General features: G+C 69.0%; 24 protein-coding genes. 13 read left to right on the plus strand and 11 right to left on the minus strand.

From position 1 onward, the window contains the following. Nucleotides 1-150: 150 nt before the first annotated feature. From EV278_RS11570 to EV278_RS11580, 3 genes are all read left to right on the plus strand, one after another. Nucleotides 151-1590 (plus strand): sugar porter family MFS transporter, encoded by a 1440-nt coding sequence (locus EV278_RS11570; protein WP_132091099.1) that lies wholly within the window; start codon nucleotides 151-153, stop codon nucleotides 1588-1590. 283 nt (nucleotides 1591-1873) lie between these two features. Then, the gene (locus EV278_RS11575; protein WP_132091102.1) at nucleotides 1874-2131 is read left to right on the plus strand and encodes a DUF6289 family protein; all 258 of its coding nucleotides are present in this window, start codon (nucleotides 1874-1876) and stop codon (nucleotides 2129-2131) included. Nucleotides 2132-2355: 224 nt separating this feature from the next. After that, on the plus strand, nucleotides 2356-3984 hold the full coding sequence (locus tag EV278_RS11580; protein ID WP_132091105.1) for a family 43 glycosylhydrolase: 1629 nt from the start codon (nucleotides 2356-2358) through the stop codon (nucleotides 3982-3984). 81 nt (nucleotides 3985-4065) lie between these two features. Here the strand turns inward: EV278_RS11580 and EV278_RS11585 are convergent, their stop codons facing one another. Further along, nucleotides 4066-4821, minus strand: coding sequence for a YceI family protein (locus tag EV278_RS11585; protein WP_132091108.1), 756 nt, complete (start codon nucleotides 4819-4821; stop codon nucleotides 4066-4068). A 217-nt stretch (nucleotides 4822-5038) separates the two neighbouring features. Further along, nucleotides 5039-5638: a TetR/AcrR family transcriptional regulator gene (locus tag EV278_RS11590; RefSeq protein WP_132091110.1), complete on the minus strand. Its 600-nt coding sequence runs from the start codon at nucleotides 5636-5638 to the stop codon at nucleotides 5039-5041. A 188-nt stretch (nucleotides 5639-5826) separates the two neighbouring features. On the opposite strand from EV278_RS11590, the gene EV278_RS11595 reads away from it, so the two are divergent. The 3 genes from EV278_RS11595 to EV278_RS11605 are packed head-to-tail and all read left to right on the plus strand — an operon-like array spanning nucleotide 5827 to nucleotide 11632. Further along, entirely contained in the window at nucleotides 5827-6999 is a 1173-nt protein-coding gene (locus EV278_RS11595) for an efflux RND transporter periplasmic adaptor subunit (protein WP_132091113.1), read from the plus strand. 12 nt (nucleotides 7000-7011) lie between these two features. Next, a complete protein-coding gene (locus tag EV278_RS11600; RefSeq protein WP_132091116.1) occupies nucleotides 7012-10206 on the plus strand; it encodes an efflux RND transporter permease subunit in 3195 nt (1064 codons plus the stop codon). A 1-nt stretch (nucleotide 10207) separates the two neighbouring features. Then, on the plus strand, nucleotides 10208-11632 hold the full coding sequence (locus tag EV278_RS11605; protein ID WP_132091119.1) for an efflux transporter outer membrane subunit: 1425 nt from the start codon (nucleotides 10208-10210) through the stop codon (nucleotides 11630-11632). Between the two features lie 237 nt (nucleotides 11633-11869). On the opposite strand, the gene EV278_RS11610 is transcribed toward EV278_RS11605, so the two are convergent. After that, nucleotides 11870-12373 (minus strand): lipocalin-like domain-containing protein, encoded by a 504-nt coding sequence (locus tag EV278_RS11610; RefSeq protein WP_132091122.1) that lies wholly within the window; start codon nucleotides 12371-12373, stop codon nucleotides 11870-11872. A 90-nt stretch (nucleotides 12374-12463) separates the two neighbouring features. Here EV278_RS11610 and EV278_RS11615 point away from each other — a divergent pair, with 90 nt between their 5' ends. After that, a complete protein-coding gene (locus EV278_RS11615; RefSeq protein ID WP_132091125.1) occupies nucleotides 12464-13063 on the plus strand; it encodes an ABATE domain-containing protein in 600 nt (199 codons plus the stop codon). A 92-nt stretch (nucleotides 13064-13155) separates the two neighbouring features. On the opposite strand, the gene EV278_RS11620 is transcribed toward EV278_RS11615, so the two are convergent. Then, entirely contained in the window at nucleotides 13156-13623 is a 468-nt protein-coding gene (locus EV278_RS11620; protein ID WP_132091128.1) for an Lrp/AsnC ligand binding domain-containing protein, read from the minus strand. A gap of 422 nt (nucleotides 13624-14045) precedes the next feature. On the opposite strand from EV278_RS11620, the gene putA reads away from it, so the two are divergent. The 3 genes from putA to EV278_RS11635 are packed head-to-tail and all read left to right on the plus strand — an operon-like array spanning nucleotide 14046 to nucleotide 17731. Beyond that, nucleotides 14046-17153 carry a bifunctional proline dehydrogenase/L-glutamate gamma-semialdehyde dehydrogenase PutA gene (gene putA, locus EV278_RS11625; protein ID WP_279389375.1) on the plus strand — a complete coding sequence of 1036 codons (3108 nt, stop codon included), beginning with the start codon at nucleotides 14046-14048 and terminating at the stop codon, nucleotides 17151-17153. A gap of 37 nt (nucleotides 17154-17190) precedes the next feature. Next, entirely contained in the window at nucleotides 17191-17445 is a 255-nt protein-coding gene (locus tag EV278_RS11630) for an antitoxin (protein WP_132091133.1), read from the plus strand. After that, on the plus strand, nucleotides 17414-17731 hold the full coding sequence (locus EV278_RS11635; RefSeq protein WP_243692166.1) for a type II toxin-antitoxin system RelE/ParE family toxin: 318 nt from the start codon (nucleotides 17414-17416) through the stop codon (nucleotides 17729-17731). The genes EV278_RS11630 and EV278_RS11635 overlap by 32 nt, the downstream gene beginning before the upstream one ends. 32 nt (nucleotides 17732-17763) lie before the next feature. On the opposite strand, the gene EV278_RS11640 is transcribed toward EV278_RS11635, so the two are convergent. Further along, on the minus strand, nucleotides 17764-18435 hold the full coding sequence (locus EV278_RS11640) for a glutathione S-transferase family protein (protein ID WP_243692167.1): 672 nt from the start codon (nucleotides 18433-18435) through the stop codon (nucleotides 17764-17766). Nucleotides 18436-18634: 199 nt separating this feature from the next. Here EV278_RS11640 and EV278_RS11645 point away from each other — a divergent pair, with 199 nt between their 5' ends. Continuing rightward, the gene (locus EV278_RS11645) at nucleotides 18635-19963 is read left to right on the plus strand and encodes a cellulase family glycosylhydrolase (protein ID WP_132091136.1); all 1329 of its coding nucleotides are present in this window, start codon (nucleotides 18635-18637) and stop codon (nucleotides 19961-19963) included. 21 nt (nucleotides 19964-19984) lie between these two features. On the opposite strand, the gene EV278_RS11650 is transcribed toward EV278_RS11645, so the two are convergent. Further along, nucleotides 19985-21667 carry an alkaline phosphatase family protein gene (locus tag EV278_RS11650; protein ID WP_132091139.1) on the minus strand — a complete coding sequence of 561 codons (1683 nt, stop codon included), beginning with the start codon at nucleotides 21665-21667 and terminating at the stop codon, nucleotides 19985-19987. A 66-nt stretch (nucleotides 21668-21733) separates the two neighbouring features. Next, nucleotides 21734-22096: a VOC family protein gene (locus EV278_RS11655; protein WP_132091142.1), complete on the minus strand. Its 363-nt coding sequence runs from the start codon at nucleotides 22094-22096 to the stop codon at nucleotides 21734-21736. 134 nt (nucleotides 22097-22230) lie between these two features. Between EV278_RS11655 and EV278_RS11660 the strand changes: the two genes are divergently transcribed. Further along, complete coding sequence (locus EV278_RS11660; RefSeq protein WP_132091145.1) at nucleotides 22231-22707, plus strand: Lrp/AsnC family transcriptional regulator; 477 nt, start codon at nucleotides 22231-22233, stop codon at nucleotides 22705-22707. Between the two features lie 39 nt (nucleotides 22708-22746). Here EV278_RS11660 and EV278_RS11665 read toward each other — a convergent pair whose 3' ends face one another. Both EV278_RS11665 and EV278_RS11670 read right to left on the minus strand, forming a co-directional pair. Then, nucleotides 22747-23493, minus strand: a complete 747-nt coding sequence (locus EV278_RS11665; protein ID WP_132091148.1) for an SDR family oxidoreductase — start codon at nucleotides 23491-23493, stop codon at nucleotides 22747-22749. Continuing rightward, nucleotides 23481-23912 carry a DoxX family protein gene (locus EV278_RS11670; protein ID WP_132091151.1) on the minus strand — a complete coding sequence of 144 codons (432 nt, stop codon included), beginning with the start codon at nucleotides 23910-23912 and terminating at the stop codon, nucleotides 23481-23483. The genes EV278_RS11665 and EV278_RS11670 overlap by 13 nt, the downstream gene beginning before the upstream one ends. Before the next feature lie 149 nt (nucleotides 23913-24061). Here EV278_RS11670 and EV278_RS11675 point away from each other — a divergent pair, with 149 nt between their 5' ends. Beyond that, nucleotides 24062-24442 carry a helix-turn-helix domain-containing protein gene (locus EV278_RS11675; RefSeq protein WP_132091154.1) on the plus strand — a complete coding sequence of 127 codons (381 nt, stop codon included), beginning with the start codon at nucleotides 24062-24064 and terminating at the stop codon, nucleotides 24440-24442. A 40-nt stretch (nucleotides 24443-24482) separates the two neighbouring features. On the opposite strand, the gene EV278_RS11680 is transcribed toward EV278_RS11675, so the two are convergent. Together EV278_RS11680 and EV278_RS11685 are read right to left on the minus strand one after the other, a co-directional pair. Then, nucleotides 24483-26030 (minus strand): glycine betaine ABC transporter substrate-binding protein, encoded by a 1548-nt coding sequence (locus EV278_RS11680; RefSeq protein ID WP_132091157.1) that lies wholly within the window; start codon nucleotides 26028-26030, stop codon nucleotides 24483-24485. Next, nucleotides 26023-26787: an ATP-binding cassette domain-containing protein gene (locus EV278_RS11685; protein WP_132091160.1), complete on the minus strand. Its 765-nt coding sequence runs from the start codon at nucleotides 26785-26787 to the stop codon at nucleotides 26023-26025. The genes EV278_RS11680 and EV278_RS11685 overlap by 8 nt, the downstream gene beginning before the upstream one ends. Between the last annotated feature and the right edge of the window lie 18 nt (nucleotides 26788-26805).

A 26805-nucleotide genomic window follows, 5' to 3' on the forward strand; every position in this document is an offset into this window, starting at 1 on the left:
TGACAACGTTGCCAATGCGCCTTAAGCCTGGACATCTTGAGGGTGCTTGCGACCTGATACCGCTAACATTAAGGTCGGGCCAACCAAGAGCCCACAACGGGACTCGTTAGGGATCAAACGCGGCCTGCGGGCCAATCGGGGAAGACCAAAGTGGCATCAGTTTCGAGCGCCGGGCCCAGCCCCGGCATGAGCGCCGACGGCGCCAAGGTGAACATGGCCTTCATCGCCGCCATCGTGGCCGTCGCCACCATCGGCGGCTTCATGTTCGGCTACGACAGCGGCGTCATCAACGGCACGCAGGAAGGCCTGGAGAAGGCCTTCAGCCTCAGCAAGCTGGGCACCGGCCTGAACGTCGGCGCCATCCTGCTGGGCTGCGCCGCCGGCGCCTTCGCCGCCGGCCGGCTGGCCGACGTCTGGGGCCGCCGCACGGTGATGATCGTCGCCGCCCTGCTGTTCCTGGTCAGCGCCCTGGGCACCGGCGCCTCGCACACCTCGCTGGTGTTCATCGCCTTCCGCCTGATTGGCGGCCTGGGCGTCGGCGCGGCCAGCGTGCTGTGCCCGGTCTATATCTCGGAAGTCACGCCGGCCAACATCCGCGGCCGGCTGTCGTCCGTGCAGCAGATCATGATCATCACCGGCCTGACCGGCGCCTTCGTGGCCAACTACATCCTGGCCCACACCGCCGGCAGCTCGACCGCCCCGTTCTGGCTGGGCCTGCCCGCTTGGCGCTGGATGTTCTGGATGCAGACCATCCCCGCCGCGATCTTCTTCTTCAGCCTGCTGTCGATCCCGGAAAGCCCGCGCTACCTGGTCGCCAAGGGCAAGGAAGCCGAGGCCGAGAAGATCCTCTCGCGCCTGTTCGGCGCCGGCCAGGGCGCCGGCAAGGTCGCCGAGATCCGCGCCTCGCTGGCCACCGACCATCACAAGCCCAAGCTGGCCGACCTGCTGGACCCGACCACCAAGAAGGTCCGCCTGATCGTCTGGGCCGGCCTGATCCTGGCCGTGTTCCAGCAGCTGGTCGGCATCAACATCGTCTTCTACTACGGCTCGGTGCTGTGGCAGTCGGTGGGCTTCACCGAGGACGACAGCCTGAAGATCAACATCCTGTCGGGCGCCCTGTCGATCCTGGCCTGCCTGGCCACCATCGCGGTGATCGACAAGATCGGCCGCAAGCCGCTGCTGCTGATCGGCTCGGCCGGCATGGCCGTGACGCTCGGGATCCTGACCTGGTGCTTCTCGACCGCCACCACGGTGGACGGCTCGCTGCACCTGGCCGCCGGCACGGGCCCGATCGCCCTGTTCGCCGCCAACGCCTATGTGGTGTTCTTCAACCTCAGCTGGGGCCCGGTCATGTGGGTCATGCTGGGCGAGATGTTCCCCAACCAGATGCGCGGCTCGGCCCTGGCCGTCGCCGGTTTCGCCCAGTGGATCGCCAACTTCGCCATCTCGGTCAGCTTCCCGGCCCTGGCCGCGATCAGCCTGCCCATGACCTACGGCTTCTACGCCGTCAGCGCCCTGGTCTCGTACTTCCTGGTCCAGAAGCTGGTCCACGAAACCCGTGGCAAGGAACTGGAGGCGATGGAGGGCTGAGGCTGATCCTCCCCCTCTGGGAGAGGTGGCCCGAAGGGCCGGAGGGGGGAAGCACGGCGGAGGCCGCATAGCTCCCTCAGTCGCTCCGCGACAGCTCCCCCACAGGGGGAGCATCTAGAACAAGGACACCCGAGAGACCTTCTCTCGGGTGTTTCTCTGCTTCGATGTGCAATCCAGGATTATTCTGACGAATACGCTATTTTAAATTGATCAAATCGCACCGACGCGCTCAGGATGGAACCACGTGAGGGCCGCTCACGGGCATTCGAGAGAACTCGCAGTGTTGAAGACCAGAAGACTGAGATGGGCCATGGCCGGCGTCGGCGTGCTGGCGGCGATCACCGCGCCCCTGGTGGCGATCGCCTACCCGAAAAACGGCTGGGACCGCGTCTATTTCGACGACGCCGCCCACACCACCCAGGTCGGCGAGCAGACCCTGTATTGCAACGGACAGCCGCACATGTGGTGGGGAATCAGCACCCCTTACTTCGATGAAACGCCAATCGACTGCCACGATCCGCCGGATCCCTACTATCCCTGAACCGGCTCGGCGCCCGGGAGATCCTCTCCCGGGCGCCGTTGTTCTCGGACAATGTTTTTTGTGCGGTTCGCCCATCCGGCGACGTTGTTAAGGGCCGCGCCGGAATGTCGAAAAAACATGATAGAAATCAACTGCGACAAGGAATGACACCGGTGGACACTCCCGCACGCTTACCGCTAAGTGAGCGCCAAGAGACGTAAGCGTAATCGTCGGGAGGAACTTCCATGGTCGATATCGATCGCCGCCGCGCCCTGGGCTCGCTGCTGACCGGCGCCGGTCTGGCCGCCTTGCCCGCCGCCAGCGAGGCCGCCGCCCAGATGGGAGCCCTGCCCGCCGCCCCGACACCCGGCGCCGGCCCGACCTGGGCCAAGGGGATCGAAGGCCAGCGCAAGGCCGACCTGGGCGACGGGACCTTCCTCAACCCCATCCTGGCCGGCGACCATCCCGACCCATCGATCCTCAAGGACGGCGACGACTACTACATGACCCACTCGTCGTTCGACGCCTATCCGGGCCTGCTGATCTGGCGGTCGAAGGACCTGGTGAACTGGACGCCGGTCGGTCCCGCCCTGAAGACCAATGTCGGCTCGATCTGGGCCCCCGAGCTCTGCAAGCACAAGGGCCGCTACTACATCTACCTGCCGGCCAAGCAGCCCGGCAACAACACCAGCTACGTGATCTGGGCCGACCGGATCGAGGGGCCGTGGAGCGAGCCGGTCGACCTGAAGCTGCCCCGCTATATCGACCCCGGCCACGTGGTCGACGAGAACGGCGTGCGCTGGCTGTTCCTGTCGGGCGGCGACCGCATCCAGCTGGCGCCCGACGGCCTGTCGACGGTGGGCCAGCCCGAGCACGTCTACGATCCCTGGCGCTATCCGGACGACTGGGACGTCGAGGGCTTCTCGCCCGAGGGGCCCAAGGTGATGAGGCGCGGCGACTACTATTACCTGGTCACCGCCGTGGGCGGCACGGCCGGCCCGCCGACCGGCCACATGGTCATCGTCGCGCGCAGCAGATCGCTGGCCGGCCCCTGGGAGGACGATCCCAGGAACCCGGTGGTGCGCACGACGAACAACAGCGAGACATGGTGGTCACGCGGCCACGCCACCCTGGTGGAAGGCCCGTCGGGCGACTGGTGGACCGTCTATCACGGCTACGAGAACAGCTTCTACACCCTGGGCCGCCAGACCCTGCTGGCTCCCGTGAGATGGACCAGGGACGGCTGGTTCGAGGTCGGCGGCGGCGACTTGTCTCGCCCCCTCTCCAAGCCGAGGGGCGGGGCCCCAGTCCCCCACGGCATGGCCCTGTCGGACGACTTCTCGGCCGACAGGTACGGCGTGCAATGGAGCTTCTTCGACCCCAGGCCCGGCGAGCGAGACCGGATCCGGCGCGAGGGCGGCGTCCTGACCCTGAAGGGCGCGGGCGAGGCCCCGTCGAGCGGCGCGCCCCTGATCTTCGTCAACGGCGACCAGGCCTATGAGATCGAGTGCGAGATCGAGGTCGATCCGGAGACCCGCGCCGGCCTGATCCTGTTCTACGACCGCCAGCTCTATTGCGGCCTGGGGTTCGATGCGAAGGCCTTCGTCACCCACCAGTACGGCATCGAGCGCGGCCGGCCGGCCAATCCGCACGGGCCGAAGATGCTGATGCGGCTGAGGAACAACCGTCACATCGTCAGCTTCCACACCAGCGGTGACGGCGGGGCGACCTGGAAGCGGTTCGACCGCGGCATGGAGGTCTCGGGCTACCACCACAATGTGCGCGGCGGCTTCCTGATGCTGAAGCCGGGCCTCTACGCGGCGGGGAAAGGCTCGGCGCGGTTCCGGGGGTTCAAGTACCGGGCGCTGGCATAGAGTCACGCGCCCTGGGACGGGCTGGGGACAGGCGCGTGCGCCTGTCCCCGATCCGGATGTCCCCGATCCGGACTCGTCGCGCTATTGCGCCGGAGCCGCCGCCTCGGTCTTGGGCAGCGGCGGGCCGCTGAACTCGGCTTCGATCGTCACCTCGACCGCGTCGCCGACGCCCATGGTCGTGCCCGGGGCCGGGACGCCGAAGCCCATGCCGAACTCCGAGCGGTTGAACGTGCCATGGGCCGAGAAGCCGATGCGGGCGTGCGGGTCCATCGGGTGGCCGGCGTAGCCGCCGTTGAAGGTGGCGTCCAGCACCACCGGCTTGGTCACGCCGTGCAGGGTGAAGTCGCCGGTGACCTTGGCGGTGTTGGCGCCGGTGACCTCGACCTTGGTCGAGCGGAAGGTGATCGTCGGATATTGGCCGGTGTCCAGCCAGGCCTTGCCGGTCAGCTCGTCCTTGAAGCCGGCCGGCGGGGTGGGCAGGGTCAGAGACTTGGGATCGATCGTCGCCTCGACGCTGGAGGCCGAGGGGTTGGCCGGGTCGAACTTCAGCTTGGCGTCGAAGTCGCTGAACCGCGCGGTGTAGTGCGAGAAGCCCAGGTGGTTGACCTTGAACTCCAGGTTGGCGTGGGCCGGATCCAGCGTGTAGTCGCCGGCCGGGACCTTGGGCATGACGAACTTGTCCGCCGCAGGCGCTGCGGCCGACGACGCCGATGGGGCGGCAGGCGCCTCGGCCTTCTTGTCGGCCGGCGGCGAACAGGCCGCCAGGGCCAGGGCGGCGGCGCCCGCGGTCAGCCAGAGAACCCGGCGCGCGTGCGGACGGACTGTCGAATAGGTCATGGCGTCTTCCCTTTTTGTTGGCGGCCCGAGGGCCCGCGCGCCGTTCCCGGTCAAATCCGAGGCGCGCGATCCCACGAAGGACGCACGACGGCGCGCTGTCCCGACATGGGACCGCTTTTTTCTCGTCACAACTTGACGTTACGGAAGGTGTAGCGATCTTGTCCACCGCTACGTCGACGCCCCTTAGTGGAGACGGTTCTTGCGCAGTCTCGCGGCCCTAGGTCAAAAGTTGCCGAACCGTCTCGCGCAGGACGCGGATCAGCGGCTCGCGGTCGGTGTCGGGGTGGTTGACCGCCCGGATGATCATGCCGTCGAACAACAAGCCCACGGCCTCGCATCGAGCCTGGAATTCGGCGTCGGTCCATTCGGGCCTGCGGCCGTGGTTCAGCATGGCCTGAGCGTAGGCCCGCTCCTGTTCGTCGGCGGCCCGCAGGATCGCCGCGACTTTGGGATTGCGGCTGGCCTCGGCCAGGACCTCCAGGGTCAGGGACGCCCGGCCCAGGTCGAAGCACTTGTCGACGGCCTCGGGCAGGTGCTCGGACAGGGCGTCGATCAGGCTGCCCGGCCGGCTTTCCATCTCGGCGAACTTCTCGCGCATCTCGGCCAGGTCCTGGGCGACGATCGCGGCGATGATCGCCTCCTTGTTCTCGAAGTAGCGATAGATCTGGCCCACGCTCAGGCCCGCGGTCTTGGCGATTTCGGCCATGCTGGCGCCGTGGAACCCGGCCTGCCGCACGCAGTCGCACGCGGCGTCCAGGATCTGCTGGCGCCGCGCCTCAGGCGTCGGCCGCGGCGTGGTGTTGGCCTCGTCGATCATCGAAAGCTTCGCTTCCCAATTAAATTTCCGTCACGTCAAGCTGGACGGAACCCCCGAGGTTGACTTGCGACAACCTCGGACCTATGTCCAGCCCCGTTGAGAATGAACGTTCATTCTCATGTTGGTCACCAAGGGGGCGTCGTCAAGGCCGAAGGCCTGCGGCGCCCTGTCGCTACTGGGGTTTTCGTATGTCCTTCGACCGTTCTCGCGCCGCCCTGTCGGCGGCCTCCCTGGCGGCCATCGCTCTAACCCTGGCGGCCTGCGGCCAAGGCAAGGGCGGCCCCGGCGCCGGCGGCATGGGCCCCGGCGGTCCGACGCCCGTCGGCGTGGTGGTGGCCAAGACCGAGCCGGTCACCCTGACCAGCGAGCTGACCGGCCGCACCTCGGCCTATCTGGTCTCGGAGGTGCGTCCGCAGGTCGGCGGCATCGTCAAGGCCCGCCTGTTCCAGGAAGGCGGCTATGTCCGCGCCGGCCAGCCGCTCTACCAGATCGATCCGGCCACCTTCCAGGCGGCCTACAACAGCGCCGCCGCCGGACTGGCCCAGGCCCAGGCGACCGCCACCGCCGCCAAGCTGAAGGCCGACCGCTACAAGGAGCTGGTCGCCATCAACGCCGTTTCCAAGCAGGACAACGACGACGCCCAGGCCGCCAGCCTGCAGGCCGTCGCCAACGTCGCCGCCCAGAAGGCCGCCGTGGAGAGCGCCCGGATCAACCTGGGCTGGACCAAGGTCGTCTCGCCCATCTCGGGCCGCATCGGCAAGAGCTCGGTCACGCCCGGCGCCCTGGTCACCGCCAGCCAGGCCACCGCCCTGGCCACGGTGCAGGACCTGTCCAAGATCTATGTCGACCTGACCCAGTCCTCGGCCGAGATGCTGAAGCTGCAGGCGGCGCTGAACAGCGGCCAGCTGGGCCGCAGCGGTTCGGCCCAGGTGACCCTGAAGCTGGAAGACGGCTCGATCTATCCGATCCCCGGCCGCCTGGAGTTCTCGGACGTCACGGTCGACCCGACCACCGGCTCGGTCGGCCTGCGCGCCACCTTCGACAACCCCAACGGCGTGCTGCTGCCCGGCATGTATGTCCGCGCCGTGCTCGGCAAGGGCGTGGCCGGCGACGGCATGCTGATCCCGCAGGCGGCCGTCAGCCGCGATCCCAAGGGCAACGCCACGGTGATGGTGGTCGGCGCCAAGGGCGCGGCCGAGCCCCGCCAGATCGTCACCACCCAGACGGTGGGCGACAAGTGGCTGGTGACCTCGGGCCTCAAGCCCGGCGACCAGGTCATCGTCGAAGGCCTGCAGAAGGTCCGCCCCGGCGCCCCGGTGAAGCCGGCCGTCATCACCGCCTCCGCCCCCGCTGCTCAGTAAGGCCGGCCCGTCATGCTCTCCCGTTTCTTCATCGACCGGCCGATCTTCGCGTGGGTCGTCGCGATCGTCATCATGCTGGCGGGGGCCCTGGCCATCCGCAGCCTGCCGATCGCCCAGTATCCCAACATCGCCCTGCCCCAGGTGGCGGTCAACGCCATCTATCCCGGCGCCTCGGCCAAGACCGTCGAGGACAGCGTCACCCAGGTCATCGAACAGAAAATGAAGGGCCTGGACGGCCTGGATTACATGTCGTCGACCAGCGACAGCTCGGGTTCGGCCACCACCACCCTGACCTTCAAGGCCGGCACCAACATCGACATCGCCCAGGTGCAGGTGCAGAACAAGCTGCAGACGGCCACCGCCCTCCTGCCGCAGGAAGTGCAGCAGCAGGGACTGACCGTGACCAAGTCGGCGCGGAACTTCCTGCTGATCGTCGGCATGTATTCCGAGGATCCGAAGGACACCAACACCGACCTGGCCGACTACATCGCCAGCAACCTGCAGGACCCGCTGAGCCGCGTCGACGGCGTGGGCGAAGTCCAGCTGTTCGGCGCCCAGTACGCCATGCGCATCTGGCTGGATCCCAACAAGCTGGCCAGCTACAGCCTGACCCCGGCCGACGTGATCGCCGCCATCCGGGCCCAGAACGCCCAGGTCTCGGCCGGCCAGCTGGGCGGCGTGCCCAACCTGCCGGGCACCGCCCTGAACGCCACGATCACTGCCCAGTCGCGTCTCTCCACCCCGGCGCAGTTCCAGGAAATCATCGTCAAGAACAGCCCCGGCGGCGCCATCGTCCACCTGCGCGACGTGGCCCGGGTCGAGCTGGGGGCTGAAAGCTACGGCTTCGGCGCCAAGTACAACGGCAAGCCCGCCGCCGGCCTGGCCATCCGCCTGGCCCCCGGCGCCAACGCCCTGAACACCGCCGACGCCGTCAAGGCGCGGGTCGAGCAACTGTCCAAGACCTTCCCGGCCAGCTACCGGTACGTGGTTCCCTACGACTCCACGCCGTTCGTGAAGCTGTCGATCGAGGAGGTCGTCAAGACCCTGATCGAAGCCATCGTGCTGGTCTTCATCGTCATGTTCCTGTTCCTGCAGAACTGGCGCGCGACCCTGATCCCGACCATCGCCGTGCCGGTCGTCCTGCTGGGCACCTTCGGCGTGCTGGCGGCCTTCGGCTACTCGATCAACACCCTGACCATGTTCGGCCTGGTGCTGGCCATCGGCCTGCTGGTCGACGACGCCATCGTCGTGGTCGAGAACGTCGAGCGGGTGATGAGCGAGGAAGGACTCAGTCCCGTCGAGGCCACCCGCAAGTCGATGAACGAGATCACCGGCGCCCTGATCGGCATCGCGCTGGTCCTGGCCGCGGTGTTCGTGCCCATGGCCTTCTTCGGCGGCTCGCAGGGCGTGATCTATCGCCAGTTCTCGATCACCATCGTTTCGGCCATGGCCCTGTCGGTGCTGGTCGCCCTGATCCTCACCCCAGCCCTCTGCGCCACCCTGCTCAAGCCGGTCGCCCACGGCCAGGACCATGTCCTGCGGACCGACCACGAGGGGCCGCTGGGCTTCGTGACCAACCTCTTCAACCGCTTCTTCAACTGGTTCAACCGCAACTTCAACGACGTCAGCCGCCGCTACCAGGGCGGAGTCCGCGGCCTGCTGGGCCGAAGCGGTCGCTGGATGCTGGCCTATGGCGTGATCATCCTGGTGATGGGCTTCCTGTTCATCCGCCTGCCCAGCGCCTTCCTGCCCGAGGAAGACCAGGGCACGATGTTCACCCTGGTCCAGCTGCCGCCCGGCGCGCCGGAAGAGCGGACCCAGGCCGTGCTCGACCAGGTGCGCAACCACTTCCTGGTCGACGAGAAGGAGTCGGTGCAGGCGGTGTTCACCGTCGCCGGTTTCAGCTTCGCCGGCGCGGGCCAGAACGCCGGCCTGGCCTTCATCCGCCTGCGGGACTTCGACGAGCGCAAGGCCGCCGACCGGAAGGCTCAGGCCGTCGCCGGCCGCGCCATGGCCAAGTTCATGCAGATCCGCGACGCCATGGTCTTCGCCGTCGTGCCGCCGGCCGTGCCGGAACTGGGCACCTCGTCGGGCTTCGACTTCCAGCTGCAGGACATCGGCGGCGTCGGCCACGACGCCCTGATCGCCGCCCGCAACCAGGTGCTGGGCATGGCCGCCCAGGATCCCGCCCTGGCCGGCGTGCGCCCCAACGGCCAGGACGACACCCCGCAGCTTAAGATCGACATCGACCAGGCCAAGGCCGGGGCGATGGGCCTGACCACGGCCGACATCAACGCCGCGCTCAGCGCCGCGTGGGGCGGTTCGTACGTCAACGACTTCATCGACCGCGGCCGGATCAAGAAGGTCTATGTCCAGGCCGACGCGCCCTTCCGGATGCGGCCCGAGGACCTGGACAGCTGGTACGTCCGCACCAGCACCGGCACGATGGCGCCGTTCTCCTCCTTCGCGACCAGCCACTGGATCTACGGTTCGCCGCGCCTGGAACGCTACAACGGCCTGTCGTCGGTCAACATCCAGGGCGCGCCCGCCCCGGGCAAGAGCTCGGGCCAGGCCATGGCCGCCATGGAGAAGATCGCCGCCCAGCTGCCGCCCGGCATCGGCTACGAATGGACCGGCCTGTCAGCCCAGGAACGCGAGTCCGGCAACCAGGCCCCGGCCCTGTACGGCATCTCGATCCTGGTGGTGTTCCTGCTGCTGGCGGCCCTCTACGAGAGCTGGTCGATCCCGCTGTCGGTGATCATGGTCATCCCGCTGGGCATCGTCGGCGCCCTGCTGGCCACCACCCTGCGCGGCCTCAGCAACGACATCTACTTCCAGGTGGGCCTGCTGACGACCATGGGCCTGGCATCCAAGAACGCCATCCTGATCGTCGAGTTCGCCAAGGACCTGCACGAACAGGGTCGGGATCTGGTCGAGGCCACGGTGGAAGCGGTCCGCATCCGTCTGCGTCCGATCATCATGACCTCGCTGGCCTTCGTCTTCGGCGTGCTGCCCCTGGCGATTTCGAACGGGGCTGGATCGGGGAGCCAGCACGCGATCGGCACCGGCGTGATCGGCGGCATGATCTCGGCCACCCTGCTGGCGATCTTCTTCGTCCCGCTGTTCTTCGTGATCGTCGAGCGGATCTTCAAACCCAAGCCGCGTCGCCACGACGAGGCCGTCACGACTCCGGTCGAGAGCCACTAAGATGCTTGTCCGTAACCTGACCCTCTCCCTGCTCGCGGCCACGGCCCTGAGCGCCTGCACCCTGGCGCCCAAGACCGTGCGTCCGGCCCTGGCGGTCGACAACGCCTGGCCGATCGCCCAAGCCAATACGGCGGGGGCCGACGGTTCGGCGACCACCGCCGCCGACCTGGCCTGGCGCGACGTGTTCATCGACCCGCGCCTGCAAGGGGTGATCGACCTGGCGCTGAGCAACAACCGCGACCTGCGCGTGGCCGTGCTCAACATCGAGAAGGCCCGCGCCCAGTACCGGATCCAGCGCGCCAACCTGCTGCCGGGCGTCGACGCCACGGCCGGCGAAACCCAGACCCGCACCACCGCCGACCAGGCGGCGCTGCAGGGCGGCGATCGTACGACGAGGGCCTACACCGCCGGGGTCGGCGTCACGGCCTGGGAGTTGGACCTGTTCGGCCGGGTCCGCAGCCTGAAGGACGCGGCCCTGCAGAGCTACCTGGCCACCCGCGAGACCAGCCGCTCGGTGCAGATCAGCCTGATCGCCCAGACGGCCAACAGCTGGCTGACCCTGGCCGCCGACCAGGACCTGCTGGCCCTGGCCCAGGAGACCCTGCGCACGCGGGAAGAATCGCTGAAGCTGACCCGCGGCCGGTTCGACGCGGGGGCGGCCAACCAGCTGGACATGCGCCAGGCCGAGACCCTGGCCGAAACGGCCCGCTCGGACGTGGCGACCTATGTCGCCCAGGTCGAGCAGGACAAGAACGCCCTGCGGCTGGTGGTCGGCGCCGACGTGCCGGCCGACCTGCAGCCGGCTGGGGGCCTGGTCACCGCCCAGATCCTGCCCGACCTGCCCGCCGGGATCCCGTCCGACGTCCTGACCCGCCGTCCCGACGTGCTGGCCGCCGAGCATGACCTGGCCGGCGCCAACGCCAATATCGGCGCGGCCCGGGCGGCTTTCTTCCCCAGCATCAGCCTGACCGCCTCGACCGGCGTGGCCAGCAACGCGCTGAGCAGCCTGTTCGACAGCGGCAATGGGACCTGGAGCTTCGCCCCGCGCATCAGCCTGCCGCTCTTCGCCGGCGGGGCCAATGTGGCCAATCTCGACAGCGCCAAGGCCAGCCGCGACATCGCCGTGGCCAATTACGAGAAGGCGGTGCAGACCGCGTTCCGCGAGGTCTCCGACGGCCTGGCCGTGCAGTCGACGATCCAGGACCGGGTGGGCTCGCAGGAGCGTCTGGTCGCCGCCGCCAACGACTCGGTCCGCCTGTCGCGGGCCCGGTACGGCGCGGGGATCGACAGCTCCCTGACCCTGCTGGACGCCCAGCGGACGCTCTACACCGCCCAGCAGGGCCTGATCGGGGCCCGCCTGGCGCGGGCCACCAACCTGGCCACGCTGTACAAGTCGCTCGGCGGCGGCGCTCCCGCCGACCGCTGAGCCATGCCGATCCCCCGACCCCAGCGGGGGAGTGCTAGCGGCGTCGCCCCCCGACGCCGCCAAGCCGGAAGGGGCGCGCTCCCCCCAGATCCCGCGCGCCCCTTCCAACCTTGGGGTTGGAACCGTCGTCCCTTTGTTTAGCCGTCATTCCCGCCCTTGTGGCACGGCTGTCCGGTTGGGGCTGTGAAGCGGTCGGGAATGACGGTTGAAGAGGGAGCGCCCCCGAAGCCGAGCCCCCTACCGCTCGCGTCGCCACTCCGAGATCGGGACCGAGCCGTCGGCGCGCGGCACGGGCACCTGGTAGCTGAGGCTGTCGGCGGTCAGGACGTACTTGCGCCGCTGCTCGGTCCCCTCCCAGTTGGGGAACGACGCCCCTTCGATCCGGAAGACCAGAACATGGGCGGCCGGGTCGACCGCCACCGTCCCGTAGTGGGTGGACGATCCCAGCGCCGCGCTGGCGAACTCGTCCGGCGTGGCCGTCGCCTTGTCGCCCGACGCGACGCGCAGCCGCTCGCCGCTGAAGATCTGCAGGCTGTAGCGCCCCTGGCCGTCGATGATCAGCCGCCCTTTCGGATGCTGACCATAGTCGCGGCTGCGCGAGCCGTCAGGCGCCAGGCGGTCGGCCGCGGTCAGGGTCCAGGTTCCGGCCAGCGACGGTTCGGCGGCCGTCGCGGCGCCCGCCAGCAGCGTCGTCGCCAATGCCAGGCCCGCGCCCAGCCCTCGCCTGTGGATCGGATTCATGTCGCCCTCCAGAATGTAACCTACTTATCAGGTTAGCTTGCCGATCCTTTGCGAAACACCGTAACCTGTCAATCCGGTTTGGAGCGCGTGATGACGGCGAAGGCGGAGATCCGCGACGGGTTCAAGTTTCGCGGCGGCAGCCCCGCCCTGGACCTGGCGGCGACCGTGGTCGGCCGGCTGGGCGCCGCGCCGCGCGACCTGCTGGCCACGCCCGCCGATCTCGACCGCTGGCTGGTGGCGGCCGAGTTGGCCGAAGCGCCGCCCGGCTCCACCGAGGGCAATCTGGTCCAGGCCCGGTCGCTGCGCGAGGCGCTCTATCGCCTGGCCTTGTCGCGCGCCGAGGGGGCCGTCCTGCCCGACGCCGACCGCGACCTGCTCAACGGCTACGCCGCCCTGCCCGCCGCGCCGCTGCAATTGGACGCGGACGGCCGCGCCCGCCTGTCCGGCGATGTCCGCGGCCTGCTGGCCGAGCTGGCCCGCGAGGGCGTGTCGCTGCTGGGCGGCGACTTTTCGCACCGCATCCGCCAGTGCGAGGGCCCACCCTGCGCGGTGCTGTTCGTCGACACCTCGCGCAAGGGCGACCGCCGCTGGTGCTCGATGAGCGCCTGCGGCAACAAGGCCAAGGTGGCGGGGTATCGGAAACGCGCCTCCAGCTCCGCTCATCCCGACGAAAGTCGGGACCCAAGCTGAACATCAGAGAAGTCCGCAGCCGATCCATACCGCAATGCGCATTACGGAATCTCGGCTTGGGTCCCGACTTTCGTCGGGATGAGCGGATGCTTTTACAACGGCAGCTGCACCGTGCTCTTGACCTCTTCCAGCACCGCATAGGTCCGCGTCTCGCGCACGCCCGGCATCTTCACGAGGATGTCGCCTAGGAAGCCGCGATAGGCCTCCATGTCGCGCACCCGGGCCTTGATCAGGTAGTCGAAGCCGCCGGCCACCATGTGGCATTCCAGGATCTCGGGCGCGCGGCGCACGGCCAGGGCGAAGTCGTCGAACACGTCGCCGGTCGTGCGGTCCAGCACCACCTCGACGAAGATCAGCAGGGCGCGATCGACCTTGGCCGGGTCGAGCAGGGCCGCATAGCCAGTGATGAAGCCCCGCTCGCGCAGCCGCCGCACCCGGTCGAAGGTGGCGGCCGGCGACAGGTTGCAGCGTTTGGCCAGCTCGGCGTTGGTGATGCGACCGTCGGCCTGCAGGACCCGCAGAAGCCGGCGATCGGTGTCGTCCAGAGCAGACATCGCCATTTCCCCTTCCAACCGAAGATAGTTCGGAATTTCATATCAACAAACAAAGCACCTTCGCCATAGCCAAGCCTATACCTTCGATCGTCCTAGCGAGCTTGGCCGCCACTCCCCCCCCGGCGCCCCGGCGAACCTAGGACCAGCCTCCGCCACTCCCCCCGGCGGAGCGCAGACATGGCGCCCTCTCCCCCGTCGGCGCCGTGTGAGAGCGGAAGGGACGCGCGACCTCCCCCCGTATCGCGTCCCTTCCCACCTCTCCTCTTCCCCAGCCTCTCCTCGCCCTCCATGCTTCGACCGGGCCGCGACAGCCTGTCACGCGCCTGAAGCCGATCGCGTCATTCCAGGCCCCAACCGAAGATCATCCAGCTTCGACGCCAAACAAACGAAGCACCTTCGAACAATCCAGAGATATAGCGACGATATCCATCAACGAGGCGACCATGACCGATTGGGACTCCCTGGACGACGGCAAGTATCGTGACGAGGCGGCGGTGATCGCCGATCTGCTGGCCGCCCAGCCCCTGAGCGCGGAGGATCGCGCCGCCGTCCGCGCCGAGGCCGAGGCCCTGGTCCGCGGCGCCCGGCGCAGCGTCCGCAAGCAGGGCGTGGTCGAAAGCTTCCTGCAGGAGTTCAGCCTCGGCACCCGCGAGGGCCTGGCCCTGATGTGCCTGGCCGAGGCCCTGCTGCGCACCCCCGACGACGACACCCGCGACCGGCTGATCGCCGAGAAGATCGGCTCGGCCGACTGGGCCAGCCACCTGGGCGGCAGCGACAGCCTGTTCGTCAACGCCTCGACCTGGGGCCTGATGCTGACCGGCAAGATCGTCGAGCCCGACGACCAGGCTCAGCGGGATCTGCCCGCGTTTATCAAAAAGATCGCCGGCCGCCTGGGCGAGCCGGTGATCCGCGCCGCCGTCGGCCAGGCCATCCGGATCATGGGCGAGCAGTTCGTGCTAGGCCGCACCATCGAGGCGGCCATCAAGCGCGCCGCCGGCGACGGCGACATCTGCAGCTTCGACATGCTGGGCGAAGGCGCCCGCACCGCCGCCGACGCCGCCCGCTACGAGAAGGCCTATGCCGACGCCATCGAAACGGTCGGCAAGCTGTCCAACCGCGCCGGCCCCGAAGCCGGCCACGGCGTGTCGGTCAAGCTGTCGGCCCTGACCCCGCGCTACGAGGCCACGCAGGAAGCCCGCGTCTGGGATGAGCTCTATCCGCGCATCCTGCGCCTGGCCAGGATCGCCGCCCGGCACGACCTGAACTTCACCATCGACGCCGAAGAAGCCGATCGCCTGGCGCTGTCGCTGAAGCTGCTGGACCGCCTGTGCCGCGAGCCCGAACTGGGCGACTGGACCGGCCTGGGCCTGGCCGTCCAGGCCTACCAGAAGCGCTGTCCCGAGGTGATCGCACGGCTGACGGCCCTGTCGAAGGAGACCCGCCGCCGCCTGATGGTCCGCCTGGTCAAGGGCGCCTACTGGGACAGCGAGATCAAGCGCGCCCAGGTGGCGGGCCGTCCGGACTATCCGGTCTATACGACCAAGCCGGCCACCGACCTGTCGTACCTGGTCTGCGCCAAGGCCCTGATCGACGCGGCCCCGCACCTCTACGCCCAGTTCGCCACCCACAACGCCCACACCCTGGCCGCCGTGGTGCGGATGTCGAAGAACGCCGGCGTCAGGATCGAGCACCAACGCCTGCACGGCATGGGCGAAGCGCTCTACAAGGCCGCCGACGACCTCTATGACGGGGTCACCCTGCGGGCCTACGCCCCGGTGGGCGGCCACGAGGACCTGCTGCCCTACCTGGTCCGCCGCCTGCTGGAGAACGGCGCCAACACCTCGTTCGTCCACGCCCTGCTCGACGAGCGGGTGCCGGTCGAGAAGGTGGTGGTCGACCCGGTCACCGCGGTGGAGGCCCACCCCGACCGCCACGCCAAGATCCCCACGCCGGTCGACGTCTACGGTTCGCGCCGGCGCAACAGCGCGGGCCTGGACCTGTCGGTGAAGGCTGACCGCGACCGCCTGGCCGCGCACGTGGCCGAACTGGACGGCCTGACCCTGTCGGCCGGCCCGCTGGTCGGCGGCAAGCTGACGGCCGGCGCCCCGCCGATGCCGGTGCAGAGCCCGGCCGACCACGACCGCGTCGTCGGCGTGGTTTCCGAGGCCCAGCCGCCGCAGATCGACCAGGCCTTCCGCCTGGCCCGCGCCGCCCAGCCGGCCTGGGACCAGGCCGGCGGCCCGGCCCGCGCCGAGGTGCTGCGCGCCATGGGCGACGCGCTGGAGGCCAATATCGAGCGCCTGTGCGCCCTGCTCTCGCGCGAGGCCGGCAAGACCCTGCCCGACGCCATCGCCGAGGTGCGCGAGGCGGTCGACTTCTGCCGCTACTACGCCAAGCTGGCCGAGGATCAGTTCGGCCTGGCCGGCGAGGTCCTGACCGGTCCGGTCGGCGAGACCAACAGCCTGCGCCTGGCCGGCCGCGGCGTCTTCGTCTGCATCAGCCCGTGGAACTTCCCGCTGGCCATCTTCACCGGCCAGGTCGCCGCCGCCCTGGCGGCCGGCAACGCCGTGCTGGCCAAGCCGGCGGAGCAGACGCCGCTGATCGCCTGCGAGGCGGTGAAGCTGTACCACGCGGCCGGCCTGGACCACCGCCTGCTGGCCCTGCTGCCGGGTCGCGGCGAGACCGTCGGCGCGGCCCTGACCGCCCACGAGGGCCTGGACGGGGTGGCCTTCACCGGCGGCACCGACACCGCCTGGCGGATCAACCAGACCCTGGCCCAGCGGCAAGGCCCGATCGTGCCGTTCATCGCCGAGACCGGCGGGCTGAACGGCATGTTCGTCGACACCACCGCCCAGCGCGAGCAGGTGATCGACGACGTGATCCTGTCGGCCTTCGGCAGCGCCGGCCAGCGCTGCTCGGCCCTGCGCCTGCTGTTCCTGCCGCACGACACCGCCGACCACGTCATCGAGGGCCTGAAGGGGGCGATGGACGCGCTGGTGCTCGGCGACCCGGCCCTGGCCGTCACCGACGTCGGCCCGGTCATCGACGCCGACGCCAAGGCGGCCCTGGACCAGCACCTGCTCCGCCTGGACCGCGAGGCCAAGGTCCTGCACCAGCTGACGGCGCCGGAAGCGGGCACGTTCTTCGCCCCGGTCCTGGCCGAGATCCCCGCCGCCGACTTCCTGGAGCGCGAGGTGTTCGGCCCGGTGCTGCACGTGGTGCGCTACCGGCCCGAGGACCTGGAACAGGTGGCCGGCGCCCTGGCGGCCCGCCGCTACGGCCTGACCCTGGGCGTCCATTCGCGGATCGAGAGCTTCGCGGCCGACGTCCAGCGCCTGGTCCCGGCCGGCAACTGCTACGTGAACCGCTCGATGACCGGCGCCGTGGTCGGGGTCCAGCCGTTCGGCGGCGAGGGCCTGTCGGGCACCGGCCCCAAGGCCGGCGGCCCCCACGCCCTGCTGCGCTACGCGGTCGAGCGGGCGCTGAGCATCAACATCACCGCCCAGGGCGGGGATCCGACGCTGCTGAATCTCTGACCTTGACGATATCGGCCATGGGTTGGATTCTCCGCCCATGGCCGATGGGTTCGACATTCACCTGGATCCCGAGCGCGCCGCCAAGCTCAAGGCGATGGCGGATCTGCTCGACATGACGCCCCAGGCCTATGCCGCGCTGCTGATTGATCGAGGGCTCGGGGAAGTCGAGACCGGTCGGATCGACCCTGACCCAGCGATCGATCGCGCCATCATCGACCACGCCAAGCGCACCGGCCAGGCCAAACCTTGGTCCGAAGTGCGTGATCGCCTTCTCGCGCGCCACGGCCGGTAGCGTCCTGGCTCGTCCGGTTCACGTCTCGGCCCAGGCGGAACGCGACATCGAGCGCTTGCACGACTGGTTGTTGGAAAGGAGCCCGGCGGCCGCCATTCGACTGATCGCCTTGCTCGAAGAGAGTTTCGAGAGCCTGTCCCAGTTCTCTGACCGAGGACGCCTGGTCGACGATCGGATCAGGGAATTGATCGTGCCGTTCGGTGGCTCAAGCTACGTGATCCGCTATGAAGCCGACGCGGCGGGCGTTCTTGTCTCGCGCGTCTGGCATGGCCTCGAAGATCGCTAGGCGCGAGCCCTTCCCCAACGGCGGGGGCGCCCCTACCCCGCCAACGCCGCCTTGAACACCGCCAGCTGCTCGGTGAAGGCGCGCTGGTAGGCGGGCCGGGCCTCGGCGCGGGCGACATAGGCGGCGAGGTTGGGGTATTCGTCCAGCAGGCCGTGGCCCCTGACCCGCAGCAGCACCGAGGCCATCATCAGGTCGGCGGCGCTGAAGGCGCCATCCAGCCAGTCAGCGTCGCCGAGGCGGTCAGAGAGCTCGGCCAGCCGCGCGCGGATGCGGTCGTGGACCATGGTCAGGCGCTCCTCGTACCAGCTCTTGTCGCGCTCGGTGAACATGACGAACTGCAGCTCGACGATCGACTGCTCGACCGTGCTGAGCGAGGCGAACATCCAGGTGACCGCCCGCGCCCGGGCGTCCGGGTCGTCGGGCAACAGGCCCGGACGCGTCTGGGCGATGTGGAGCACGATGCCTCCGGACTCGAACAGCACCAGGTCGCCTTCCTCGTAGGTCGGGATCTGGCCGAACGGGTGAAGCGCCCGATGGGCCGGCTGCTTCATCTCGGCGAACGTGACCAGGCGGACATCGTAGGGCTGGCCGACCTCCTCCAGCGCCCAGCGCACGCGCATGTCGCGCGCCAGGCCCTGGCCGCGATCGGGCGAGGCCTTGAAGGCGGTGATGGTGGGCTTCACGAGCGACGTGGCGGTGTTCATGGCGATGATCTCCCAATGGCTTGCTTCTCACCCAGGACGCATCAGCCGCGACCCGCCCGACAGGACACATCAGCTTTTTTGCCAAGTCGCGACCTCATCGGCCAGAGACGGCACGACCATTCCGAAAGTGAATTTATTTAATCTCTTCCCTCAGGCCGCCGCTTCCCTTTAGGTTGCACAAAAACAAGGGGAGTGAACCATGCTGTCGAGACGCCACCTGCTGGTCGCGGGAGCCGCCGCCATGGCCGCGGGCGGAGCCGCCGCCGAGACCGCCAAGCCCTCGCCAGGCTTCGTCACTGTCAAGGACGGCCGCCTGAACCTGGACGGCAAGCCCTATCGCTTCGTCGGCGCGAACCTGTGGTACGGGGCCTGGCTGGGATCGCCCGGCGCGTCCGGCGACCGCGCGCGGCTGGGGCGCGAGCTGGACCGGCTGAAGGCTCTGGGCGTCACCAACCTGCGCATCCTCGGCGCGGGCGAGACCTCGCCGGCCAAGGTGGCGATCTCCCCCACCTTCCGCGGGCCTGGCGAGGACTACGACCAGGACCTGCTCAAGGGCCTGGACGTGGTGCTGGCGCAGATGGCCAGGCGCGGCATGAAGGCGGTGATCTACGTCAACAACTTCTGGGACTGGTCGGGCGGCATGCCGGCCTATCTGCGCTGGACCGGCAATGGCCAGTGGTTCCAGCAGGGCGACCCGGCCCACCCCTGGCCCGAATTCGCCGACTACTCCGCTCGCTTCTACGGCGACGCCAAGGCTCAGGCCCTGTTCCAGCACTACCTGCGCGCCCTGGTCGGCCGGACCAGCAGCGTCACCGGCAAGCCCTATCGCGACGACCCGACGATCATGGCCTGGCAGCTGGCCAACGAGCCGCGCCCGGGCGGCAGCGAAGCGTTCGGCGTCGCCAACCTGCCCACCTACTATCGCTGGATCGCGCAGACCTCGGCCCTGATCAAGACGCTGGACCCGCGCCACCTGGTCACCACCGGCAGCGAGGGCGCCATGGGCTGCCTACAGCGCGAAACCTGCGTGGTCGAGGCCCACAAGCCCGCCAGCATCGACTACCTGACCCTGCACGTCTGGCCCAACAACTGGGGCTGGATCGACCCGAAGAACCAGCCGGCGACCTATGAAGCCGGCGAGGCCAAGTGCCGCGACTACGTGGCGCGTCACATCGCCATCGCCAAGCAGCTGGGCAAGCCACTGGTGATCGAGGAGTTCGGCCTGGTCCGCGACGGCCGCGCCTTCACGCCGGGCGGGCCGACCACCGACCGCGACCGGTTCTACAGGATGATGTTCGGCCTGGTCGAAGCCGACATGAAGGCGGGCGGTCCGCTGGCCGGGACCAACTTCTGGGCCTGGAACGGCGAGGGCCGCGCCCAGCACGCCGACGCCTGGTTCAAGATGGGCGACCGCGCCTATGTCGGCGATCCCCCGCAGGAGGAGCAGGGCCTGTTCGGCGTATTCGACACCGACGCCTCGACCCTGGCCGTGGTGCGGGACCACGCAAAAGCGGTGGCCGCGATCTAGAAGCGCTCGCGGGAGCCGGCCCTAGCAGCCCGGCCCCGCCCCCAGCGGCAGGCAGCGGCCGTCGACGTCGGCCGGGACGGGCACGCCGGTGACCGCCGCGAGGGTCGGGGCGATGTCGACGGTCTCGATCGGCAGCACGCGCTCGCGGGCCGGGCCGCCCTTCCACCAGAACAGGATCGGCACCCGGCGGTCGTAGTTCCACGGGCTGCCGTGGCTGGCCACGTAGGTGGCGCCGGCCGAGGCGGGGGTCAGGTAAGGCTGGAAGGCCACCAGGATGTCGCCGACCCGGCCGGGATAGGCGCTGCGGCGCATCCGCTCGGCGACGCTGATCTCGTCCGGCGGCGTGCCCTTGGGCGGCGGGGCGGCCGTGACCAGGGCGTTGGCGTCGTAGGCCGCGAACACCTCGGGACGCTTGTCCAGGATGGCCAGAGCGGCGGCGGTGACCCGGGCGTGGTCGCCGGCGGTCGGCGCCTTGCCGTCAGCCCCGACCACGTACAGCGACTCGATGCCGCCGGCCTGGACCAGCGGGTCGTAGGCCAGCCGCAGCTGCTGTCGAACGGCGGCGTTGAGATCCTTCAGCCACTGGACAGGCGGCACGCGGCCGGCGTCATAGCCCTGTTGGGCCAGGCGTTCGGGGAAGTCCGAGCCGCCATGGTCGGCGGCCAGCACGACCAGCACCGGACCCTTGACCTTGTCCAGGCTGTCGAGGAACACGCCCAGCCGGTCGTCCAGCCGCATCAGGTGGTCGCACATCTCCGGCCCTTTGCTGCCGAAGCGGTGGCCGATGAAGTCAGTGGCCGACAGGCTGATGGCCAGGACGTCGGTCGCCTCGCCGTCGCCCAGCTTGAACTGGTCGCGCAGCATCTGGGCGGCGTCCAGGGTGACCCGGTCGGTATAGGGGCTGACCGCGAGGTCATCGGTCGCCGCCGCTTCGTCCTTCGGCGCCGGACGCGGAAGGGCGGCGCGCCAGGCCCGGCCGCCGGTGACGTAGTCGTCCTCCAGCGCCGCGCAACGCTTGTCGCCATAGGTCCAGGTGAACGGGTGGGTCTTCTGGTCGGCGACGAGCCGCGCGTTGAACGCCGCCACCGGCGCCAGCCGGGCCTTGGCGTCCTGGCCGGGCTCGACCCAGGTGGTCATGCCGAAACGCGTCTCCAGCCAGAACACCCCGTCGGCGTGGTGGCCGGCCATGTTGATCGCCCCGCGGTCCTTGCCCGACACCGCATAGACCCGGCTCGCGGGCGAGACCGCCTTCAGCCAGTCGCCATAGGTGTCGGCCATCAGCAGCTTGGGACTGACCAGGCGGCCGCCGCCCGACGGGTCGTTGGCCAGGGTCACCGACGGGTCGGCCAGGCAATAGGTCTTCTGGCCGGTCGCCAGGTCGTAGAAGTCGTTGGCGACGATGCCGGTCTTGTTCGGAGACTTGCCGGTCAGCAGGGTGGAGTGGCCGGGACAGGTCTCGGTCATGCCGTGCGACTGGTAGCCGCTCGGATAGACCGTGCCCTGCCGCGCCAGCCGCCCCAGGCCGCCGTGGAAGTCGGCCCGGTACTGCTCGAACAGGCTGGATCCGAACTGGTCGATCGAGATCACCACCACCAGCTTGGGTCTGGGCGCCGCGACCGGCGCGGCGAGAGCCTGGGTCAACGGGGCGGCGAGGACGGCGGCGGTCAGGGCCGCCACGGCGAGCGGTTTGGGCAAGCTGGACATGGCCGCCAACAAGCACCGTCACAAAACCGTCGCAAGCCGGAAGTGATCCGAACCCGGCGTTTTGAGCTACACCGGCACGTGGCTGACGAACTCGATCAGCCGGCCGTCCGGATCATGGGCGAAGCCGGCATAGTAGTGCGGGTGGATCTGCGGCAGCACGGCCGGCGCGCGCTCCCGCACGCCGCCATGCTGGCCGGACCGGGCGTAGGCCTGATCGACCGCCGCGCGGTCGGCGGCCAGGAAGGCGTAGTGCACGTCGATCGACGGCTCGCCCTCGGCGATCCAGAAGTCGAGACGGCCGCCGTTCGAGCCGAAGCCCTTCCTGGGCCCGTCCACGACCAGGCGATAGCCGGCGGGCTCCAGGACCTGGCGATAAAAGGCCGTGCAATCGTCCAGGCGGCGGGTGCGGATTTCCAGGTGATCGAGCAAGGGAGCAACCTTTCAGAAGAGCGAAACGACGCCGTGACGTGTAGCCGCGCCGTTGCGGCGTCTGGCGGCGAAGATCGCGCCGGAACGCGGAAATTCGGCGATTCCACGCGTGGATCTGGCGTAGGCTGAACCCCATGAAACTCGACCGCTTCGATCGTCAGCTGCTGAACCTGGTCCAGGAGGATGCGGGCAGGACCTCCGAGGACCTGGCCCAGCGCGTGGCCCTTTCGCCCTCGGCCGTGCAGCGCCGGCTGCGCAAGCTGAAGGAGGCCGGCGTCATCGCCCGCCATACGGCCGTGCTGGAACCGCGCAAGGTGGGCCGGCCGACCTTCTTCATCGTCTCGCTGGAGATCGAGCGCGATCGGCCCGAACTGCTGACCCAGCTGCGCGCCTGGCTGGCGGCGCAGGAGCACGTGCAGCAGGCGTTCTACGTGACCGGCGAGGCCGACTTCATCCTGGTGGTCACTGCTCCGGACACCGAAACCTACGACGCCCTGATGGCCCGGCTGGCGACCGAGAACCCCAACGTGCGCAAGTTCACCACCAACGTGGCCCTGGGCGTGGTCAAGCGCGGGCTGACGATCCCGGTGCCGCTGGAGGAGGAGGACTAGGAGGGCGGGGCCGCTCACCACGCGCTCCCCGCCTATGGCTCAGCGGCCGCTGTCGATGATCATCCCGCCGTCGGGTGTCAGGCTGTAGCCGGTGATGAACCGCGCATCCTGGCTGGCGAGGAACAGAACAACGGGCGCGATATCCTCCTCCGGCGAGCCGAAACGGGCGAGCGCATTAGGAGGTGGCGGCGCATTGGTCTCCGCGGCGCCCCAGGTGTCGGCCACCGGAAGCATGTTGTTCACGGTGATCTTGTCGGGCCCCCACTCGCGCGCCGCCATTCTGGTCAGCGCGCGCACCGCCTCCTTGGCCATGCCATAGGGCGCGTAGGGCAGCAGGGCCGAGATGCCGGCGGCCGAGCCGAAATTGATGACACGACCCTCGCCGCTGGCTTTGAGGTGGGGATAACAGGCCTGCATCATGCGCAAATAGGCGATCGGGCCCATGTCGAAGTTGCGCTGCAATTGCTCGACCGACAGGTCAATCACCGAGGAGAACACCACCGACGGATCGAACGCGTTGTTCACCAGAATGTCGATCCCGCCATACGCGGCGACCACCTTGTTAACCGCCGCCTTGATCTGATCGGCGTCGCTGACGTCGCAAGGCACACCGAGCGCGGCGCCCCCTGCGGCCTCGATGTCCACCACCACCGCATCGATGTTCGCGGGCGTAAGCGAAAGGACGGCGACCTTGGCGCCTTCCGCCGCGAAACGTTTCGCGGTGGCGCGGCCGATGCCGCGACCGGCCCCCGTGACGATGGCGATTTTCCCGCTCAGGCGACCCATATCCAGCTCCTTTTGGCGAGGGTGATGCGCTGCTCGGCCGCGCTCTGGGCGTACGGCGACGGCGTTTCGCGAGCGGCGTTTTGGGTGATGAAAGACGCGGCCAGCAGCGCGAGGCCCACCGCCGCCGGCAGGGCGCCCTTGGGCTTGCGGACGCCGATGTGAGCGAGGCCCGACAGCAGCAAGTGATAGAACATGCCCGCATAGGCCAGGTCGCTGAGCGCTATGTTGCCCCGCGAAAGGATCGCGACGACCGCCAGAACCTTTATCGCGACGAGGATCGGCTGGAGATAACCGGGGTAGCCGAACCCAACGATCGCCTCCCTGACCCAATCACGTTTCGCCACATAGATCATAGCGGATGATACGTATAGCAGAGACACAAGCCCCGTACTTATCCAATATATTTCAATTTTTCCCATAAGCCTTCCACACACCAACGCTACTGCAAATGCGATTTTGTTATTCAATATGCTGTCATTACGTCGCGACTATTCGCGTAATGTTGTATGAACTGAAAATGTGCGATTATATGGATAGCTGCAAGTAGGATGAAAAACTTGCGGTTAGTATGGAAAACCAGACTGTGGATGAGCCTGAGATCAACATGCACGAGGAGATGAGGCGCGCCTTCGCGCTTCTCTCGGGCAAGTGGAAGCTTGAGATCATGTGGCTGCTCCACCAGCGGATCTATCGCTTTGGCGAGCTGCGCAAAGCGATTCCAGGCATCACCCAGCACATGTTGACCGCGCAGCTGCGTGAACTGGAAGCCGACGGCCTAGTGTCGCGCACCGTGTTCGCCGAGGTGCCGCCGCGGGTCGAATATGAGATCACCGCCAAGGCCCTGGGACTTGGACCGACGATGGAGGCGCTGACGGCTTGGTGGAAAACCTATGGAGGGAGCGTTCCGTCTAAGCCGAGTCCGCGCGGCCGCAAGAGCGGACGCCGTTAGGTGTGTAGACAAGCGGGACCCGAGGAGAACACGCGCCGCCTCAGCGCTTGAGCGTCGTCGCCAGCGCCTTCGCCGCCTCCGCCGGCGAAACCTTGCCCGCATCCCGATCCACCGCGTAGTTGGCCTTCCGCATGGCCTCGACCGTGATCGCTCCGTCCAGCCCGGCCAACGCGCCGCGCAGCCGCCCGTCCTGGGCCCGGCCCGGGGCGATCAACAGCACCGCGTCGTAGGGCGGCAGGGCGCCCTTGGGGTCGCCAAGCACCACCAGGTCGTCGGCGGCGATGCGGCCATCGCTGGAGAAGGCCGAGATCACGTCGGCCTCGCCCGAGCGGAGGGCGCGGTACATGAAGGTCGGCTGGAACTGGCGCCGGGCCTTGAAGCGCAGGCCATAGGTCGTCTCGACGCTGGTCCATTCGGGGCGCGAGAAGAACTCCAGGTCGCCGCCCATGGTCAGCTGCGGGGCCTTGGCGGCCAGATCGGCCAGGGTCCGGATCCCCAGCGCCTGGGCGCGGTCGCGGCGCATGGCCAGGGCGTAGGCGTTCTCGAAGCCCAGCGGGGCCAGCAGCACCACGCCGTCGCGGCGCTTCAGCTCGGCGCGCAGGCCTTCCAGCACCGCGGCGCGGCCGGGATTGTCCTTGCGGCCCAGGACGTTGGCCCACAGGGTGCCGGAATAGTCGACATAGGCGTCGATCTCGCCGGCCGCCAGGGCTCGGTAGGCGACCGCCGAGCCCAGATTGATCTTGCGGGCAGCCTGCGCGCCCCGCCCTTCCAGCCGGTCGGCCATCAGCTCGGCCAGGATGTATTGCTCGGAGAAGTTCTTGGCCCCGATCACGTAGCGGGTCGGATGCGGCGCCAGGTCGGTGGCCAGGGGGGCGACAGCGACCGCCAGGCCGACGGCGAGGCCCAGGAGGCCCGCGCCCCACAGCCGCCGGTCGCGCCGCTCGGTCCCGCGCTCGATCAGGCCCAGCAGTTGATCGACCACCAGGGCCAGCACCGCCGAGGCGACGCAGCCGGTCAGGACCATGGCCCAGTTTTCGGTCTGCAGGCCGGAGAAGATGTAGTCGCCCAGCGAAGTCTGGCCGACGGGGGTGGACAGGGTCGCCGCCCCGATGGTCCACACCGCCGCCGTGCGCACCCCGGCCATGATCACCGGCGCGGCCAGGGGCAGCTCCACCCGCCACAGCCGCTGGCCGTCGGTCATGCCCACGCCGCGCGCCGCCTCGACCACCGCCGGATCGACCCCCGTCAGGCCGGTCACCGTGTTGCGCAGGATCGGCAGCATCGAATAGAGGGTCAGGGCCAGCAGCGACGGCAGGAAGCCGAGCGCCGAAAAGCCGTGGCCGAACGCCTCCTTGGCCAGGCTCGAGAGCCCCAGCAGCAGCGGATAGAACAGCGCCAGCAGGGCCAGGCTGGGGATGGTCTGGACGAGGCCCGCCAGGGCCAGGGACGGCCAGCGCAGGCGCGGGCTGCGGGCGGCCAGCACGCCCAGCGGCAGGGCGATCGCCAGGCCCAGGGCCAGGGCCGCCGCCGACAGGGCCACGTGCCAGGCCAGGCGTTCCGGAAGCAGGGACAGCAGGCCGCTATTCACCGGCGATCTCCCGCATCCGCGCGGCCTGGCGGCGGGGGGCCTGCATCAGGGCCTCGACCGCCGGGTCGGGGTGGCCGGCCAGAAGGGCCCGGGGCGTATCGTCGGCGATCACCTGTCCCGCCGCCATCACCACGATCCGGTCGGCCAGCAGCACCGCCTCGGCGATGTCGTGGGTGACCATCACCGTGGTCAGGGACAGTTGGTCGTGCAGCCGCCGCACGTCGTCGGCCAGGGCCGTGCGGGTCACCGAGTCCAGCGCCCCGAACGGCTCGTCCATCAAGAGGATCGCGGGCCGGGCCGCCAGGGCGCGGGCCACGCCCACCCGCTGGCGCTGGCCGCCGGACAGGGCGGCCGGGCGGCGCGCGGCGACCTCGCGGGACAGTGCGACCAGGTCTAGCAGCTCGGCGGTCCGGGCGGCGATGACGGCGGGCGCCCAGCCCAGCAGGGTCGGGACGATGCCGATGTTCTCGCCCACGGTCAGGTGCGGGAACAGGCCCACCTCCTGGAACACGTAGCCGATCCGCCGGCGCAGGTCCGGGCCGTCGAGATCGGCGGTCGCCGCACCGTCGATCCACACCCGCCCGCCGTCGGGGACGACTAGGCCGTTGATGGTCTTGAGCAGGGTAGTCTTGCCCGCGCCTGATCCGCCGACCAGGGCGACGAACTGGCCTCGTCCGATGGACAGGCTGGTCGGCTGCAGGACCGTCGCGCCGTCATAGGCCTTGCGCACCTGATCCAGGACGATGGCGTCGGTCATGCGGCTCCCAGGCTGGCG

Origin of the sequence: Caulobacter sp. BK020 (assembly GCF_004342605.1) — a bacterium.
In the GTDB taxonomy this organism is placed as follows: Bacteria; Pseudomonadota; Alphaproteobacteria; order Caulobacterales; family Caulobacteraceae; genus Caulobacter.

Excerpts from the sequence above, each read along its gene's own strand:
- EV278_RS11610 (WP_132091122.1), bottom strand. The coding sequence starts at position 12,373 with ATGAATCCGATCCACAGGCGAGGGCTGGGCGCGGGCCTGGCATTGGCG.
- EV278_RS11605 (WP_132091119.1), top strand. The coding sequence starts at position 10,208 with ATGCTTGTCCGTAACCTGACCCTCTCCCTGCTCGCGGCCACGGCCCTG.
- EV278_RS11595 (WP_132091113.1), top strand. The coding sequence starts at position 5,827 with ATGTCCTTCGACCGTTCTCGCGCCGCCCTGTCGGCGGCCTCCCTGGCG.
- EV278_RS11620 (WP_132091128.1), bottom strand. The coding sequence starts at position 13,623 with ATGGCGATGTCTGCTCTGGACGACACCGATCGCCGGCTTCTGCGGGTC.
- EV278_RS11645 (WP_132091136.1), top strand. The coding sequence starts at position 18,635 with ATGCTGTCGAGACGCCACCTGCTGGTCGCGGGAGCCGCCGCCATGGCC.
- EV278_RS11675 (WP_132091154.1), top strand. The coding sequence starts at position 24,062 with ATGGAAAACCAGACTGTGGATGAGCCTGAGATCAACATGCACGAGGAG.
- EV278_RS11660 (WP_132091145.1), top strand. The coding sequence starts at position 22,231 with ATGAAACTCGACCGCTTCGATCGTCAGCTGCTGAACCTGGTCCAGGAG.
- EV278_RS11615 (WP_132091125.1), top strand. The coding sequence starts at position 12,464 with ATGACGGCGAAGGCGGAGATCCGCGACGGGTTCAAGTTTCGCGGCGGC.
- EV278_RS11665 (WP_132091148.1), bottom strand. The coding sequence starts at position 23,493 with ATGGGTCGCCTGAGCGGGAAAATCGCCATCGTCACGGGGGCCGGTCGC.
- EV278_RS11650 (WP_132091139.1), bottom strand. The coding sequence starts at position 21,667 with ATGTCCAGCTTGCCCAAACCGCTCGCCGTGGCGGCCCTGACCGCCGCC.
- EV278_RS11640 (WP_243692167.1), bottom strand. The coding sequence starts at position 18,435 with ATGAACACCGCCACGTCGCTCGTGAAGCCCACCATCACCGCCTTCAAG.
- EV278_RS11580 (WP_132091105.1), top strand. The coding sequence starts at position 2,356 with ATGGTCGATATCGATCGCCGCCGCGCCCTGGGCTCGCTGCTGACCGGC.
- EV278_RS11590 (WP_132091110.1), bottom strand. The coding sequence starts at position 5,638 with ATGATCGACGAGGCCAACACCACGCCGCGGCCGACGCCTGAGGCGCGG.
- EV278_RS11685 (WP_132091160.1), bottom strand. The coding sequence starts at position 26,787 with ATGACCGACGCCATCGTCCTGGATCAGGTGCGCAAGGCCTATGACGGC.
- EV278_RS11670 (WP_132091151.1), bottom strand. The coding sequence starts at position 23,912 with ATGGGAAAAATTGAAATATATTGGATAAGTACGGGGCTTGTGTCTCTG.
- EV278_RS11585 (WP_132091108.1), bottom strand. The coding sequence starts at position 4,821 with ATGACCTATTCGACAGTCCGTCCGCACGCGCGCCGGGTTCTCTGGCTG.
- EV278_RS11630 (WP_132091133.1), top strand. The coding sequence starts at position 17,191 with ATGGCCGATGGGTTCGACATTCACCTGGATCCCGAGCGCGCCGCCAAG.
- EV278_RS11600 (WP_132091116.1), top strand. The coding sequence starts at position 7,012 with ATGCTCTCCCGTTTCTTCATCGACCGGCCGATCTTCGCGTGGGTCGTC.